We start from the raw sequence: 16,052 nt of genomic DNA on the forward strand, positions 1-16,052 counted from the left end.
GTGAGGGCTGACAAAGGTCAGCCCTTTTTTTTGGTGAGGTATCTGTGCCAGGTTTAGTCTCTTCCGTCCGCCGCGCGCTCTATCGCAAGTTATTCGATTTAAACTCCCGTTCCGGGCGTCGCTTTGAAGGTCTGTGCGCGCTGTTCGCCTTGCTCAGCGTTATTGTTATCTTCATTGAGTCCGGAGTAGGGACGCAATACCATTTAACTTACGATGAGTGGCATATTTTTGTCTGGCTGGAGATCTTTATCACTCTGGTCTTTACTCTCGAATATCTTCTGCGCTTATGCTGCTGGGCCAACCCTGCTAAATATGTGTTTAGCTTCTGGGGGATAATCGACCTGGCCACTATTCTGCCACTGTATGTGATGTGGCTATGGCCTGAAATAAGTCTGAGTTATGTCTTCGCCTGGCGGGCGATGCGCGTCCTGCGTGTCCTGCGCATTCTCAAGTTGCTGCGCTTTATGCCTTCCCTGCGTGTGTTCTGGAATGCGTTAAAAAGCGCCCGGCATCAGTTGATGCTGTTCTATTCTTTTATTGCCATTCTGATGGTGGTTTTTGGCGCGATGATGTATCTGATAGAAGGGCCAAAATATGGCTTTACTACGCTGAATGCGTCGGTGTATTGGGCCATTGTAACGGTCACTACCGTCGGATATGGCGATATCACGCCGCACACGCCGTTGGGACGTATGGTCGCGTCTGTGCTTATCCTGATTGGTTACTCGGTGATTGCGATACCGACGGGATTGATTACCACACACATGAGCAGCGCTTTCCAGCATCGACAGAATGAACGAAAATGTCCCCAGTGCCAGCAGGCGCAGCACGAACATAGCGCGCAGTTTTGTAACCGCTGCGGAAGTAAACTACCGGGCTAAAAATGAAAAAAGCTGCGAGAGCAGCTTTTTTGTTTGATTATTCACGCCAGAGAATATGGCAGAGTTTGTGATCTTTTTCGCGACATAATAAAACGCGCGCAAAAATATCGTTAATCTCTCCATCTTCTGTATCTGCCAGACCAATCACCACTTCGGCAAAGAAATCAGGGTTCAGGTCAAAATCAACATGCTCCTGCCAGTCTTCTGCCGGATCGAATAATTCGGCACCGCCGCGCTCTTCAAACTGCAAATTAAACAGAATGATATCTGCCGGATCGAGGTTGTCCACAGCCAGTTCGAGAAAAATATCGTAAGCCTGCTCAAGCGTTTCGTCTTCAGTCAGACGATTGTTCAAATCCATATCCATAATGACTACCTGTTTACTGTCTGATGGGCACGTTTTACAGCAACGGGCTAAAGAAGTAAAACAGTCGCTCGGCGATCCGCTGCCAGAGAGGTCGTTTTACCCACAAACGGGCATCAAGCAGGCGGGAACGCGAAATATAATCATCCTGCACGGCGGCGAGATCGCCGCCGAATCCGGCATCGTCAATGACCAGCGTGATTTCAAAATTGAGCCACAGACTGCGCATATCCAGGTTAACGGTACCGACCAGGCTCAGCTCGCCATCAACCAGTACGCTCTTGGTGTGCAGCAGGCCGCCTTCGAACTGATAGATTTTGACGCCTGCCGCCAGCAGTTCAGTGAAAAAGGCCCGGCTTGCCCAGCCAACCAACAGGGAATCATTCTTACGCGGAAGAATGATACTGACGTCGACCCCACGCTGCGCCGCCGTACAAATGGCGTGCAGCAAATCGTCGCTGGGAACAAAGTAGGGCGTGGTCATAATTAAATATTCGCGAGCCGAATAAGCTGCGGTTAACAGCGCCTGATGAATCAAGTCTTCTGGGAAACCAGGACCCGAGGCGATAGTGTGAATGGTATGGCCGCTGGCCTGCTCAAACGGCATGATATTGACGTCCGGCGGCGGGGGTAAAATGCGCTTTCCGGTCTCAATTTCCCAGTCGCATGAATAGACGATGCCCATAGCGGTGGCTACCGGGCCTTCCATTCTTGCCATCAAATCAACCCATTGCCCAACGCCAGCATCTTGTTTGAAGAAGCGCGGATCGACCATGTTCATGCTGCCGGTATACGCAATGTAGTTGTCGATCATGATCATTTTGCGGTGCTGGCGCAGGTCCATCCGGCGTAAAAACACACGCATCAGGTTCACTTTCAGCGCTTCAACAACCTCGATCCCTGCGTTACGCATCATCGCCGCCCATGGGCTACGGAAGAACGCCACGCTGCCCGCCGAGTCCAGCATCAGGCGGCAGTGAATCCCGCGTCTGGCGGCGGCCATTAATGATTCGGCGACCTGATCGGCCATACCGCCCGGCTGCCAGATGTAGAACACCATCTCTATGTTGTGGCGCGCGAGTTGAATATCACGGATTAATGCCTGCATCACGTCATCTGAACTGGTGAGCAGCTGCAGCTGATTTCCCTTAACGCCGGCAATTCCTTGACGACGCTCGCACAGTTTAAATAAGGATGAGGCGACGCTGCTGTTTTCCTGCGCAAAAATATGCTTACAGGCTTTAAGGTCGTTCAGCCACTTGGCCGTTGACGGCCACATTGCCCGGGCACGTTCGGCGCGACGTTTACCCAGGTGGAGCTCACCGAAGGACAGATAAGCAATGATCCCGACCAATGGCAGAATATAGATGATCAAAAGCCAGGCCATTGCGGAGGGCACTGCGCGTCGTTTCATTAGAATGCGTAATGTTACGCCAGCAATGAGTACCCAGTAACCCAGAATGACCAGCCAACTCACCACGGTGTAGAAGGTTGTCATAAATTTAAAAATCCTTTTGAAAGCGTATTGTTAAGAGTTTACGCATCAGGATTAATCTGGCAAATAAAAACACGGGAAAACCGCTGGTCTGCATTCGGTGTGGCGTTATAATGGCCACTCAGTGACTGAAAGAGTAGTAAACATGAAGCGTAGTAGAACGGAAGTGGGACGCTGGCGGATGCTGCGTCAGGCTAGCCGCCGTAAAGCACGTTGGCTTGAAGGACAATCGCGTCGTAATATGCGTATCCACACTATCAGAAAGTGCATTCTCAACCATCAACGCAACTCGTTGCTGTTTGCGATCCACAGTATCTGATCTAAAAGGGCACCGCTGGCGGTGCCCAATGTCTGCTTTTCGTTCTGTTTTTAAAAAACCTTTTTGTACGGTTTTACTGAAACCTGCGCATAAACGCCTGCCGCCACATACGGATCGGCTTCAGCCCACGCCTGCGCGGCTTCTAAAGATTCAAATTCTGCAATCACCGTTGAGCCGGTAAACCCTGCTGCACCCGGATCGTTACTGTCAACCGCTGGCATGGGGCCTGCAGTCAGCAAGCGGCCTTCGTCATGCAGGAGTTGCAGACGAGCCAGATGGGCAGGGCGTACAGAAAGACGTTTTTCGAGAGAGTCTGCAATATCTTGAGCGTAAATAACGTACAGCACGGGTAGAGCTCCTTGAAGGGTAAAAGGTCATATTTACGTTATTGGAAAGGCCTGATAACTGCAACGGAAAGATAGCTGATATGTTAAGGCCATACTATGGAAATGGTTTTTTATCATAAAATCGCGTTTTAAATGCCAGTTAGCTTCACGGTCTTATTGAATATGATTGCTATTTGCATTTAAAATCAGGGCCTGGTTTTTTTACTGAAACGATTATGACTTCAATGACCCTTGATTTACCTCGTCGCTTTCCCTGGCCTACGTTACTTTCAGTCGGCATTCATGGTGCTGTAGTGGCAGGTTTGCTGTATACCTCGGTACATCAGGTTATTGAACTGCCTGCGCCAGCGCAGCCGATCTCCGTTACGATGGTTGCGCCTGCCGATCTTGAACCGCCTCAGGCCGTTCAGCCGCCGCCGGAACCTGTCGTCGAGCCTGAACCGGAACCAGAGCCGATCCCGGAACCGCCAAAAGAAGCGCCGGTAGTGATTGAGAAACCGAAGCCCAAGCCTAAACCGAAGCCAAAACCGGTGAAAAAGGTGGAAGAGCAGCCGAAGCGTGATGTTAAGCCAGCCGAGCCGCGTCAGTCGTCTCCGTTTGAAAATACTGCGCCTGCGCGTCCAACGACCAGTAGCGCCCCGGCAACGACTAAACCGGCGGTGAGCGCACCTTCTGGTCCGCGAGCCTTAAGCCGTAATCAGCCGCAGTATCCGGCGCGTGCCCAGGCGCTGCGCATTGAAGGCCGTGTGAAGGTCAAATTTGACGTAACCTCGGATGGCCGGGTTGAAAATGTAGAAGTTCTGTCCGCACAGCCTGCGAATATGTTTGAGCGTGAAGTGAAAAATGCAATGCGCAGATGGCGCTATGAGGCCGGTAAGCCAGGTTCCGGGCTGGTAGTGAATATTGTCTTCCGCCTGAACGGCACAACGCAAATCGAGTAAACGTCAGGCCGAATTTGGCGGTCCGCCGCCTGCCGGTAATGATCAAAAGTATGATTTCCGGCAGGCGGTGCTGGCGCGAGCTATCAGGCCAGGGTAGGGATTGGACGAGGTTTACCGTCTTTATCAACGGCAACATAGATAAACAGGGCTTCGGTGGCTTTATAGCGCTGGCCGATAGGTTCTGAAGCAACTTTCTTTACCCAAACTTCAATATTAATGCTGATTGAAGTCGTCCCGCGCTTCACGCAGCGCGCATAGCAACAAACCACATCGCCTACGGCGACCGGGCGCAAAAAGCTCATTCCTTCAACCCGCACTGTTACCACACGACCATGTGCGATCTCTTTGGCCTGAATAGCGCCGCCTATATCCATTTGTGACATCAGCCAGCCGCCAAAAATATCACCGTTCGCGTTGGTATCGGCAGGCATAGCCAGAGTGCGTAAAACCAGTTCGCCCTGGGGAGTGTTATTCGTTGTTGTCATTGTAGAACCGACTATAGAGAAAGATTACAGGCGCGATGCTACTAGAATTTACGCGCTGAGAACAGAGGGATGGAGCGTGTGGAGCGGAAGTCAGTCGGGTTAAAGGAGATAAGGAACGCGAGGGGATAAAAATTCGCCAGATCCGTAGATCTGGCGAGCATGTATTACGATTTATCTTCCTGCGGAAGATGGCGGTAAATATAGACTCCGCTTAGTAACGTAAAGAGTAGAGTCAGGGCGGTCAGGCCGAATACTTTAAAGTTGACCCAAATATTCTGCGGTAGCCAAAACGCAATATAGATATTCGCCAGACCGCACAGGATGAAGAAGACGGCCCAGGCTAAATTAAGTTTTGACCATACCGGCTGAGGCAGGGTCAGCTCTTTGCCTAACATGCGCTGGATCAGCGGCTTTTTCATCACCCACTGGCTAACCAGCAGTGCACCGGCAAACAGTCCATAAATCACCGTTACTTTCCACTTAATGAATTCATCATTGTGGAAGAAGATGGTCAGGCCACCGAACACGGCTACCAGAACAAAGGTGATTAATGCCATCTTTTCGACCTTGCGATAGCGAACCCAGCTGTAAATTAAAACAACAGCAGTCGCGACAATCAGCGCCGAGGTCGCCGCATAGATGTCGTAGAGCTTATAAAAAGCAAAAAAGACAACCAGCGGTAAAAAATCAAGAAACTGCTTCATTCTTCGATTCCGTCATCAAAAGCACCGGGTACAAGCCCGGAAGCGTTCAGGGTTTATTGGCGAATCAGCATGTACAGGCGGAACAAATAGATCAGCAACACGGCGGAGATCATATTGCTCAGCGTATTCGCCAATACCGCGCCTACATTTGGCGTAAGTACCGCAAAACTTGGCGCAAAAAGCAACAGCAGAGTTTTTGCCAGCAGCCAACCGATCACTGCTGGCGCAACCAGGCGCATATTCGACCATGCCAGGCGCATACTGTTGCGCATAGCGGCAAAGACACCCATTTTGTCCTGTACCAACATCACCGGTGCGAGCGCCAGCAGGATGGCCAGCAGAATACCCGGCACCACAACCAGCATAATACCGATTTGCACCAGCAGAGTAGTCAGAAAAATCAGAATAAACAGCTTAGGCAGAACCGGCGCGCTGGCACCGATGGCGCGTAATGCGCTGACCCGATGACCGGCTGAAATCAGTTGAATCATCAGGATGACACCCCCGGCGAGGATGGCATTACCAATCAAGCCGGAAAACGTCGACGCCGCGGAAGCGCGTAGCAAAATTTGCTGTTGCTCCGGGGTCATGTTCTGTACCAGATCGAACAAGCCCACGCTGCTGGTTAACTGATCGCCTTCACTGAGTTGCGCAATTTGTGCGTCGGTGGGAGAAAAGGCATGCCCTAACACCACTGTGATAAACGCGCACAACAACGATACCAGCAAGATGGTAATGAATTGATTACGGAAAAAGTTTCCCGTGTCACGGTAAACGGATTTCGCCGTGATAGACATGCACTCTCCTTGAGTTTTGCAGGTGTTCATTTGCGGGCAATTGTACCCTGGATAACTCCACAGTGGCAGCATCGCGCGATGTATGGAAAAGCATATCTTTGTAAAGCCCCGGTAATTTTTGGCTATGACTTCAGCGTCATGCAAGAACGTTGGTTGTTCTCTGCGCATCACGGACAAATAACCATCGCCATCCGGCAACGCAGGTCAGTTATTTGCGCGGTGAAAATATATCAAAATTGATCTGAATTAAGTTAACCAGGATTTTGAATGCAAGTTCTAACTTAATCTGGATCAATAAATGTTAAATTATCAAAGTCAATGTGATCCAGGTTAGATCACTTATTACTCCAATGTGGGTATATTCGTTCCGCTTTTATAACCATAACGATGGAGCGGACATGAAAAAATTAACAGTTGCAGCATTGGCTTTAACAACTCTTCTCTCTGGCAACGCATTTGCGCATGAGGCCGGAGAATTCTTTATTCGTGCAGGTTCTGCCACCGTCAGACCGACGGAAGGCGCGGGGGGTACGCTGGGAAGCCTGGGTGGCTTTAATGTCAGCAATAACACGCAGTTGGGTCTGACATTCACCTATATGGCAACCGACAATATCGGTGTTGAATTACTGGCAGCCACGCCGTTCCGCCATAAAATTGGCACTGCCGCAACGGGTGACATTGCTACCGTCCACCATTTACCGCCGACCTTAATGGCACAGTGGTATTTCGGTGATTCCAGCAGCAAACTGCGTCCTTACGTGGGTGTCGGTGTGAACTACACGACCTTCTTTGACGAAGGTTTTAACGATAACGGCAAACAAACTGGGTTATCTGACCTGAGCCTGAAAGATTCCTGGGGCGCGGCAGGGCAAGTGGGTATGGACTATCTGATTAACCGCGACTGGTTGATTAACATGTCGGTCTGGTACATGGATATCGATACCACCGCGAGCTACAAACTGGCTGGCGCGCAGCAGCATGACAGCGTACGCCTCGATCCGTGGGTGTTTATGTTCTCTGCGGGTTATCGCTTCTAAGTCCGTGATTAAAATGCTGAAAGGCTGATCGCTCCACGGTCAGCTTTTTTTATTGCCCATTTATTTCTTCCAGCCACTCTCCCCGTCGATGTAATGCTACTCTTTAAGCAAACTGGCTTTGAGGGCATTCACAATGATGTTGACTCGCCACCTGCTACAACAAAAAATCACGCTTCTGGAACCATTCACCGAAGATCAAACGGCAGCGTTTGCCGTGAGTGCCGCGCGTGAATTACTGATTTACATGGATAAAATTGAGACACTGGAAAAACGTATTGCGACTCCGGTTACACTACCTTTTTGCAGCGCAAGTCCGGTTTGTGAGATAGAAGCGGGCTACGCCGCAGGCGTGAGCGATTGTCGTGAGGCCATTCGTCGGGCAGGATATCCGATTGAGGGCGATGATTAGTTTGCATTTATGTTAACAAAGATGTGCTTTTATTGTATAAATCTGTAACTTTAGCTCGCATAACAGCGGACTTCTAACTCATCAGCTTAGGGAAGGTCACTATTCTCAATCAACGTACAGCGCAGTTATGCAACAACATAAACGGGTAACCGGTTTGGCAATATGTTAACTATCAGGGTGGACTCGTGAAGATTGTGCAGGACAAGCTCAGAAACAGGCAGGCACTGCTGGTATCAGGGCTCATTACGTTGATATTTACCTCATTGTTTCTGTTTATTATTTATGAGCAGCGGATGGCTGCAGCCAGCGAAGGTGTTAACCGCCTGCAAGCGCGTATGATGGACATTTTTAACGATAACGAGCTGATCGCCGATGCGATTGGTGAGCGCTATCACCATATCAAAACGGGTGAACAATGCGGCGATATTTCACAATTTGTTCCCCGCTTTGAAAATGAATGGGGAATTAACGCCGACCCAAAGCGGCTGCATTCGGCGACGGGGACAATGGTTGCCCAGCAAATCGGTCACAACGCGCTGTGTATGTATACGGCGGCGGAGTTTATTCGCGGCATGGTCAATGAGCTGAACCCAGGCAGCTTCGATGCACATCGTTATATTATTGCCAAAAATTCAGATTATTTTTACTGGTTTATGGCTTCCGATTCGCGCAATTTCAGTTTCTCTAATTCTGAAATGGCGCGGGATATCACCAACTTTTTCTATCCGCCGGTCGATTTCTATACCCGACTGCTGCAGAAAAATGTCAAAAACAAAGCCCTTAGTTCCACGAACTTTTATACCGATAAAATTACCGGTGAAAAAGCTTACAGCGTGGTGAGCTATATCTACGATCTGTCTGGTAAAGAGATATCAGACCAAATTGTGGCCTATCTGGTCTATGACCATTCAAAGCCAGAATTGCAGGAAGCGTTGGCTCAGGCCTTTGACGACCAAATTCCACCGGAGCTGAATGTGGAGTTGGTGAATTTAACCAATAATGAGAGTCTCTGCTTATCCGGTAAATGTAACGGTCAATCCCGCTTTATGGTGCGCAATTTTTCGGAGAAATATGCACTGCACTATTCGCTTTCATTAGGCCGTTTTATGGCGCGCGACCCGCATGCAGGAATCGTTATGCTGCTGGCGCCGTTCTTTTTTATCATCATTAGTTTCTCGTTAAAGTCATGGCTGAACGAAAGCGATCTTAAAGTTTATATTGATACGCTGACCGGCTGTTTTAATCGTCGAATTCTCGACATCATTAAGCGCCGTGATTTATCACACTGTTCGGTGGTGCTACTGGACTGCAATAAGTTTAAGGCCGTTAATGATACCTGGGGCCATGCGGCGGGCGATCGTGCGCTGCAAATTATTGCCAACAGGATGTTGTCAAACACCCGCACCAGCCACGATATTGTGATCCGTACTGGCGGGGATGAATTTATGATCCTGCTGTTTCGCTCGCAGGCTAATGACGCCTTCGCGATCGCGCAACGTATTAGCGGGCAGGTGACCAGCCATGTGTTTGTGGTGGACGGCCATACCGTGCCATTGTCAGTCTCGTGGGGGATTGCAGAGGTGAACGGCGAATTGGATGTGGCGATTCAGAATGCGGATAACGCCATGTATAAAATGAAGCACAAGAAAGAGGGATAAAACCGCCAGAAGTTTCTGGCGGTTGATGTAGCTTACTGGTGGGTGGCGGCTTTCATCGCGCTGACAAAAGCGTTCAGCTCAGCCAGCATTTGTTCTGGTACCGCAACATTCTTCTCAATGATTTTCACAATCGCCGAGCCGGAAATTGCGCCAGCAGCGCCGGCTTCAATAGCACCGGCGACCTGTTCAGGCGCAGAGATACCGAACCCCTGTAAAGAAGGCGGCGCATCATATTCTTTCAATTTTTCGACCAGGTGATGCAGCGGTAACGCCGCACGATTTTCCGCACCGGTAACACCTGCACGCGAAAGCAGGTAGGTATAGCCGCGACCGTAAGAGGCAATCTGGCGCAGCAGTTCTTCATCGGCGTTCGGCGGACAGATAAAAATAGGTGCGATGTTGTGGCGCAGTGCCGCAGCTCTGAATGGCGCGGATTCCTCAACGGGAACATCGGCTACAAGCACCGAATCCACACCTACTTTTTCGCACTGGGCGTAAAACTCGTCGATGCCCTTACTGAACACCAGGTTGGCATACATCAGCAACCCAATGGGAATAGTTGGGTGCTTCTGGCGAATCAGCGCCAGCATTTCAAAGCATTGCGACGGCGTAACGCCGGCGGCAAACGCACGCAGGGTGGCTTCCTGAATCGTTGGACCGTCAGCCAGCGGATCGGAGAACGGAATACCGAGCTCGAGGGCATCGGCACCGGCTTCAATCAGCGTATCAATGATTTTCAGTGACTGCTCAACGGACGGATCGCCCAGGGTTACGAAGGGGACAAAAGCACCTTCTTTGCGGTCCTTCAGCTGTGCAAACAGGTTTTCGTAACGTTCCATCAGATTTCCCCTCGCGCTTTCAGAATATCGTGTACGGTGAAAATGTCTTTGTCGCCGCGACCGGAGAGATTAACCACCAGTAGCTGCTCTTTTTCCGGGTTTTCACGCATCATTTTCAATGCGTGCGCCAGGGCATGGGAGGACTCCAGTGCCGGAATAATCCCCTCGTGCAGACACAGCGTTTTGAAGGCTTCCAGCGCTTCATCGTCGGTGATCGAAACATAATCGGCGCGACCAATGCTGTTCAGATACGCATGCTGTGGTCCGACTGACGGGAAGTCCAGCCCCGCAGATACAGAGTAAGACTCTTCAATCTGTCCTTCTTCGGTCTGCATCATGGGGGACTTCATGCCGAAGTAAATCCCGACACGGCCATGTTTCAATGGCGCGCCATGTTCCCCGGACTCAATCCCGTGACCGCCTGGCTCTACACCAATCAGACCGACGCTGGCTTCATTAATAAAGTCGGCGAACATACCGATAGCGTTAGAACCGCCGCCCACGCAGGCGATAACGGCGTCCGGCAGGCGCCCCTCTTTTTCGAGGATCTGTGCTTTGGTTTCTTCACCGATCATGCGCTGGAATTCACGAACAATGGTCGGGAAGGGGTGCGGACCTGCCGCCGTACCGAGCATATAGTGCGCGGTATCGTAGCTGCCAGACCAGTCGCGCAGCGCTTCGTTACAGGCATCTTTCAGCGTTGCGGAACCGCTGTGAACCGGGATGACTTCAGCACCCATAAGACGCATACGGAAAACGTTAGGCGACTGGCGTTCAACGTCTTTCGCACCCATATAAATACGGCATTTCAACCCCAGCAGTGCGCTGGCGAGAGCTGATGCAACACCGTGCTGACCCGCGCCGGTTTCGGCGATGATCTCTGTTTTACCCATACGCTTCGCCAGCAACGCCTGGCCCAGCACCTGGTTGGTTTTGTGCGCGCCGCCGTGCAGTAAATCTTCACGTTTGAGATACAGCGTCGTGTTGGTGCCTTGAGTAATGTTCTGGCACTTGGTCAGTGCGGTTGGGCGACCAGCATAGTTTTTCAGCAGGTCTGTAAACTGCGCCTGAAATTCAGGATCTTTTTGCGCGCTGACAAAAGCTTCTTCCAGCTGGCGCAGGGCAGGCATCAGAATCTGTGGCACATACATACCGCCAAATTCACCAAAATATGGATTGAGTAATGTTGTCATGTCCTTTTCCTTAATATGCGCGCAGCGTCTGAAAGACCGAAGCCAAAAGACGTGCATCCTTGATGCCCGGCTGTGACTCTACGCCAGAATTGAAATCGAGACCGGCACAGCCGGCTTTTGCCGCGTCAACGCAGTTATCTGCGCCGAGTCCGCCAGCCAGTAAAACGTTATCCAGCGATTGTCCGCCTAAAAGTGACCAGTCGAAGCGTTGACCGCTGCCGCCCTGACCATTGTCGAATACGTATTTATCGACATGCTGATAATCACGGGCTGGCAAGGTCTCGCTGACGCTCAGCGCCTTCCAGATTTGTACCTGCGCGGGTAGCGCATCGCGTAGTGCATCAATATAGATCTGGTCTTCACTACCATGCAGTTGCACGGCAGTGAGTCCCAAAGCAGCCGCTATTTCACGCACGTCGCTAATCTCTGTGTTGCGAAACACCCCGACGTATTGCAGCGGCGCGCCGGTCATGACCTCTCGCGCCTGTTCAACGCCGATCGCGCGCGGCGATGTGGGCACAAAAATCAAGCCACCGTAAATGGCGCCCGCTTCGTATGCCGCGTTTGCATCCTGAGCCCGGGTTAAACCGCAGACTTTATTCTCGCCAAGGAGTACGCGACGTACGGCGGCATGCAGATCATCGTGCGACATCAGCGCGGAGCCAATCAGAAAACCGTTGGCGAAGTGGCTGAGCTCGCGCACCTGACCATAGGTATTGATGCCGGACTCGCTGATGACGGTTACGCCATGACCCAGTCGCGGCGCCAACTGGCGGGTGCGATTCAGGTCAATCGACAGATCGCGTAAATCACGGTTATTGATACCAACGACTTTGGCGCCCAGAGCGATAGCACGCTCCAGCTCTTCTTCGTTACTGACTTCGGTCAGTACGCCCATTTTCAGGCTATGGGCGACGGCGGCGAGTTGACGGTATTGCTCATCATCAAGCACCGACAGCATCAGCAGACAGGCATCCGCCTGGTAGAAACGTGCCAGGTAAATCTGGTATGGATCGATAATAAAATCCTTACACAGAATCGGCTGCGGTGCGATCCGGCTGACGATGGGCAGGAAATCAAAGCTCCCCTGGAAATATTTCTCATCGGTCAGGACGGAAATTGCGGAAGCATAATGTTTATATATCCCCGCAATCTGTGCCGGGTCAAAGTCATCGCGGATCACGCCTTTTGACGGAGACGCTTTTTTGCACTCCAGAATAAAGGCGGTGCGCGCACCCTGCAGCGCATCGTAGAAATCGCGAGAGCTGGGTTGAACATCATTCTGAAAGCTGGCCAGCGGTTGTTGCTGTTTGCGGGCTTCTACCCAAATCGCCTTGTCTGCGACAATTTTCGCTAAAACGGTTTGCATCATTTACCCTCTTGCTGCCAGTGCAGTGACGCGGTCATAGGCCGCACCGCTGCGCAGTACATTAATCACGGTTTGCGCATTGGCTTTTAAATCTTCTTCACCGTGCAGGCGCATTAACATGGCGACATTTGCGGCAACAGCAGCTTCATGAGCGGCTTCACCTTTACCTTGTAACAAGCGACTAAGAATGTCACGGTTTTCTTCCGGCGTGCCGCCCGCCAGCTGTTCCTGATGGTACGGCGTCAGGCCAAAGTCTTCTGCCGTCAGTTGATAACTCTTGATTTCGCCATCGTGCAGCTCTGCCACAATGGTCGGCGCATGCAATGAAACCTCATCCATGCCGCCACTGTGCACTACGGCTGCCCGCTGATATCCCAATACGCGCAGCGTTTCGGCAATCGGCAGCACCAGTTCCGGGCTGTATACGCCGATCAGCGCCAGCGGCGGATGCGCCGGGTTAATCAGTGGGCCGAGCACGTTAAAGAGCGTGCGGGTTTTCAACTGTTGGCGTACCGGCATGGCATGGCGAAATCCGGTGTGATATTTCGGCGCAAACAGGAAGCACACCCCGAGGTCGTCAAGCGCCTGACGGGATTTATCGGCGTTCATATCCAGATTGATACCAAATGCCGCTAACAGATCCGAAGAACCCGATTTGCTGGATACGCTACGGTTGCCGTGTTTGGCGACTTTCAATCCGCAAGCCGCCGCAACAAACGCGCTGGCGGTAGAAATATTGATACTGTTGCTGCCGTCGCCGCCGGTACCGACAATATCGGCAAACAGATAATCAGGACGCGGGAACGGAGCGGCGTTTTCCAGTAGCGCGGTTGCCGCACCGGCAATTTCATTCGGGTGTTCACCACGGATTTTCATGCTCACCAGTGCTGCAGCCAGTTGTTCCGGCTTCAGTTCACCGCGTACCACAGCAGAAAACAGCTGGTGGCTTTCCTGCTGAGACAACGTCTGAGCCTGATACAGTTTCTCCAGAATGGGTTGCAGCGTATTGGTCTGTTCGAGCTTCTGTTGCGCCCAGGCCAGCGTTTGCTCCAGCAGACGCGCGCCCTGGGTAGTCAGAATGGATTCCGGATGGAACTGGAAGCCGCAGACGCGATCGGTGTCGTGACGCACCGCCATCACCATGCCGTTAAAGTGGGCGTTGATGGTCAATCCGGCGGGCACATTACTGCCAACCAGCGAATGGTAGCGCGCCACCGGCAGCGGATTTGCCAGACCGGCGAACATTGCCTGGCCGTCGTGTTCAATGCTGGACGCTTTGCCGTGCAGGATTTCGCCAGCCTGACCGACATAACCACCATAGGCTTCAACAATCGCCTGATGCCCCAGACAAATGCCGATAATTGGCAGTTTGCCGCGCAGGCGGGTTAACAGCTCCGGCATGCAGCCGGCTTCGCTTGGCGCACCAGGACCCGGAGAGAGCATCAGCACCGGGTTTTTCATGGTTGCTAAGCGGTCAATTAACGTCTGGGCCGGAATATGGTTGCGGTAAATCACCACGTTGTGACCGTTAGTGCGCAGCTGATCTGCCAGGTTATAAGTAAAAGAGTCGATATTATCGAGCAGCAGAATGTCAGCCATTAGAAAGTCTCCTGTGCGTGGTGCGCGGTGGCGATAGCACGCAGAACCGCTCGTGCTTTATTACGGGTCTCATCGGCTTCAGACTGTGGAACAGAATCCAGCACAATCCCGGCGCCGGCCTGCACGGTGGCAATACCGTCTTCCACGAGAGCAGAACGAATCACAATACAGGTGTCCAGATCGCCATGGGCCGTGAAGTAACCTACCGCGCCGCCATAGCTGCCGCGGCGGCGACCTTCGGCTTCGGCGATAAGCTGCATGGCGCGAACCTTCGGCGCGCCGCTAAGCGTGCCCATGTTCATGCAGGCACGGTAAGCATGCAGCACATCCAGATCGCTACGCAGCTCGCCTACTACCCGGGAAACCAGGTGCATCACGAAGGAGTACCGATCCACTTTGGTCAGATCAGCAACGTAGCGGCTGCCCGGCGTACAAATGCGCGCCAGGTCGTTACGCGCAAGGTCAACCAGCATCAGGTGCTCGGAAAGCTCTTTATGGTCTGTACGCATCTCCAGCTCAATACGGCTGTCGAGATCGCGGTCAAGCGAACCGTCTGCACGACGACCGCGTGGGCGGGTTCCGGCAATCGGGTAGATTTCAATCTGGCGACTGGTGGCATCGTATTTCAGTGAGCTTTCCGGGGAGGCGCCAAACAGCGTGAAATCGTTGTCCTGCATGAAAAACATGTACGGGCTGGGGTTACTTTTCTTCAGGACATAGTAGGCTGCCAGCGGTGACGGGCAGGGCAGCGAGAAACGGCGGGACGGAACAACCTGGAAAATTTCGCCCGCGCGAATGGCTTTTTGCATCCCACGCACCACGGCGCCAAATTCTTCATCGCTCTGATTGCATTCACAGCGCATCTGCGGGACTTCAGTGACGGGCAGCGGCGGCGCAGGCTCGGTAAGCTGCTGGCTCAACTGCGCCAGTCGGGCGTTGAGTCGCTGTTTTTCTACATCGTCAGGGGTAAATACGCTGGCCTGAATGCGGGTACTTTTCTTCTGGTGGTCGATCACCATCAGCGTTTCAGCCAGATAGAAGCAGTAGTCAGGGCAACGGTTGCCCGCTTCAAGTTGTGGTAACTCTTCAAAACCGGCAACCAGGTCGTAGGAAAACAGACCGCCAAAGAACATGGCTTCACGTTCTTGCGCAGGAACATTAACCAGCTCCTGCAATAAACGGAAAGCATCAAATACGGAAAGGGAGCATAAGCGAGCGTCTTCATCAAGCAGCGGGCTGACGGCAGGGAATCGCAGATGACGGCCATTTGGTTGTTGTTCGTTCTCAACGCCAGCTGGCAGAGCGGCATCCAGCAGGGGCAGCAGCGATGCGCCGTTTGCGGATAATGCCTGAATAGTGACAGCGTCACCGAGGGCGGTAATGCGTAATGCGCTGTCGACCAGCAGCAGGCTTTTCAGATCGTCTTTGCTGTCGATATCGGCAGATTCCAGCAGCAGCGTGGCCGGGCGTGCGCCACACACCTGGTGAAACAGCGCCGTTGGATTTTCACGGTAGGCGGCATCGCAGGCTAGCAGTTCGAGTGTCGGTTTTTGAGTTTGCATCGTTATTCTCATTAATTTTGTTCAAAAAAAAGCCCGCTCATTTGGCGGGCCGG

17 protein-coding genes, 1 pseudogene and 1 other annotated feature (1 of these 19 running past the window's edge) are annotated in these 16,052 nt (G+C 52.1%); of the genes and pseudogenes, 6 read left to right on the top strand and 12 right to left on the bottom strand.

Features of this window, described 5'->3' with window-relative positions; all coding sequences use genetic code 11:
• Positions 1-44 precede the first annotated feature (44 nt).
• Entirely contained in the window at positions 45-881 is an 837-nt protein-coding gene (locus tag LA337_10185) for an ion transporter (GenBank protein ID UBI18022.1), read from the top strand.
• A 37-nt stretch (positions 882-918) separates the two neighbouring features.
• On the opposite strand, the gene LA337_10190 is transcribed toward LA337_10185, so the two are convergent.
• Both LA337_10190 and cls read right to left on the bottom strand, forming a co-directional pair.
• The gene (locus tag LA337_10190; protein ID UBI18023.1) at positions 919-1,248 is read right to left on the bottom strand and encodes an HI1450 family dsDNA-mimic protein; all 330 of its coding nucleotides are present in this window, start codon (positions 1,246-1,248) and stop codon (positions 919-921) included.
• A 34-nt stretch (positions 1,249-1,282) separates the two neighbouring features.
• Entirely contained in the window at positions 1,283-2,743 is a 1,461-nt protein-coding gene (cls, locus tag LA337_10195; protein UBI18024.1) for a cardiolipin synthase, read from the bottom strand.
• A gap of 142 nt (positions 2,744-2,885) precedes the next feature.
• On the opposite strand from cls, the gene LA337_10200 reads away from it, so the two are divergent.
• On the top strand, positions 2,886-3,059 hold the full coding sequence (locus tag LA337_10200) for a YciY family protein (GenBank protein ID UBI18025.1): 174 nt from the start codon (positions 2,886-2,888) through the stop codon (positions 3,057-3,059).
• A 50-nt stretch (positions 3,060-3,109) separates the two neighbouring features.
• Here LA337_10200 and LA337_10205 read toward each other — a convergent pair whose 3' ends face one another.
• Positions 3,110-3,406 carry a YciI family protein gene (locus LA337_10205; GenBank protein UBI18026.1) on the bottom strand — a complete coding sequence of 99 codons (297 nt, stop codon included), beginning with the start codon at positions 3,404-3,406 and terminating at the stop codon, positions 3,110-3,112.
• A 224-nt stretch (positions 3,407-3,630) separates the two neighbouring features.
• Between LA337_10205 and tonB the strand changes: the two genes are divergently transcribed.
• A complete protein-coding gene (tonB, locus tag LA337_10210; GenBank protein ID UBI18437.1) occupies positions 3,631-4,347 on the top strand; it encodes a TonB system transport protein TonB in 717 nt (238 codons plus the stop codon).
• 83 nt (positions 4,348-4,430) lie between these two features.
• Here the strand turns inward: tonB and yciA are convergent, their stop codons facing one another.
• The 4 genes and pseudogenes from yciA to LA337_10230 all read right to left on the bottom strand — a co-directional run bounded on the left by yciA (position 4,431) and on the right by LA337_10230 (position 6,448).
• The gene (yciA, locus tag LA337_10215; protein UBI18027.1) at positions 4,431-4,832 is read right to left on the bottom strand and encodes an acyl-CoA thioester hydrolase YciA; all 402 of its coding nucleotides are present in this window, start codon (positions 4,830-4,832) and stop codon (positions 4,431-4,433) included.
• A 164-nt stretch (positions 4,833-4,996) separates the two neighbouring features.
• On the bottom strand, positions 4,997-5,536 hold the full coding sequence (locus tag LA337_10220) for a septation protein A (protein UBI18028.1): 540 nt from the start codon (positions 5,534-5,536) through the stop codon (positions 4,997-4,999).
• A 53-nt stretch (positions 5,537-5,589) separates the two neighbouring features.
• On the bottom strand, positions 5,590-6,333 hold the full coding sequence (locus LA337_10225; GenBank protein UBI18029.1) for an envelope biogenesis factor ElyC: 744 nt from the start codon (positions 6,331-6,333) through the stop codon (positions 5,590-5,592).
• Positions 6,334-6,361: 28 nt separating this feature from the next.
• Positions 6,362-6,448, bottom strand: a pseudogene (locus tag LA337_10230) (YkgJ family cysteine cluster protein).
• A gap of 283 nt (positions 6,449-6,731) precedes the next feature.
• Here LA337_10230 and ompW point away from each other — a divergent pair.
• The 3 genes from ompW (at position 6,732) to LA337_10245 (ending at position 9,437) form a co-directional block, all read left to right on the top strand.
• On the top strand, positions 6,732-7,370 hold the full coding sequence (ompW, locus tag LA337_10235) for an outer membrane protein OmpW (GenBank protein UBI18030.1): 639 nt from the start codon (positions 6,732-6,734) through the stop codon (positions 7,368-7,370).
• Between the two features lie 133 nt (positions 7,371-7,503).
• Positions 7,504-7,779: a hypothetical protein gene (locus LA337_10240; GenBank protein ID UBI18031.1), complete on the top strand. Its 276-nt coding sequence runs from the start codon at positions 7,504-7,506 to the stop codon at positions 7,777-7,779.
• Between the two features lie 185 nt (positions 7,780-7,964).
• The gene (locus tag LA337_10245) at positions 7,965-9,437 is read left to right on the top strand and encodes a GGDEF domain-containing protein (GenBank protein ID UBI18032.1); all 1,473 of its coding nucleotides are present in this window, start codon (positions 7,965-7,967) and stop codon (positions 9,435-9,437) included.
• A gap of 32 nt (positions 9,438-9,469) precedes the next feature.
• On the opposite strand, the gene trpA is transcribed toward LA337_10245, so the two are convergent.
• From trpA to LA337_10270, 5 genes are read right to left on the bottom strand one after another with little or no spacing between them, the layout of a single operon-like run.
• Entirely contained in the window at positions 9,470-10,276 is an 807-nt protein-coding gene (gene trpA / locus LA337_10250; protein ID UBI18033.1) for a tryptophan synthase subunit alpha, read from the bottom strand.
• A complete protein-coding gene (trpB, locus tag LA337_10255) occupies positions 10,276-11,469 on the bottom strand; it encodes a tryptophan synthase subunit beta (GenBank protein UBI18034.1) in 1,194 nt (397 codons plus the stop codon). Before trpB ends, trpA begins: the two co-directional genes overlap by 1 nt.
• A gap of 10 nt (positions 11,470-11,479) precedes the next feature.
• Positions 11,480-12,838: a bifunctional indole-3-glycerol-phosphate synthase TrpC/phosphoribosylanthranilate isomerase TrpF gene (gene trpCF, locus LA337_10260; GenBank protein ID UBI18438.1), complete on the bottom strand. Its 1,359-nt coding sequence runs from the start codon at positions 12,836-12,838 to the stop codon at positions 11,480-11,482.
• 3 nt (positions 12,839-12,841) lie between these two features.
• Positions 12,842-14,437, bottom strand: coding sequence for a bifunctional anthranilate synthase glutamate amidotransferase component TrpG/anthranilate phosphoribosyltransferase TrpD (trpD, locus tag LA337_10265; GenBank protein UBI18035.1), 1,596 nt, complete (start codon positions 14,435-14,437; stop codon positions 12,842-12,844).
• Positions 14,437-15,999, bottom strand: coding sequence for an anthranilate synthase component 1 (locus tag LA337_10270; protein ID UBI18036.1), 1,563 nt, complete (start codon positions 15,997-15,999; stop codon positions 14,437-14,439). The genes trpD and LA337_10270 overlap by 1 nt, the downstream gene beginning before the upstream one ends.
• Positions 16,000-16,022: 23 nt before the next feature.
• Positions 16,023-16,052: a sequence feature (Trp leader region), on the bottom strand; it runs 65 nt beyond the window's last position.

The sequence above is a fragment of the Citrobacter europaeus genome, from assembly GCA_020099315.1.
Lineage (GTDB): Bacteria > Pseudomonadota > Gammaproteobacteria > Enterobacterales > Enterobacteriaceae > Citrobacter > Citrobacter europaeus.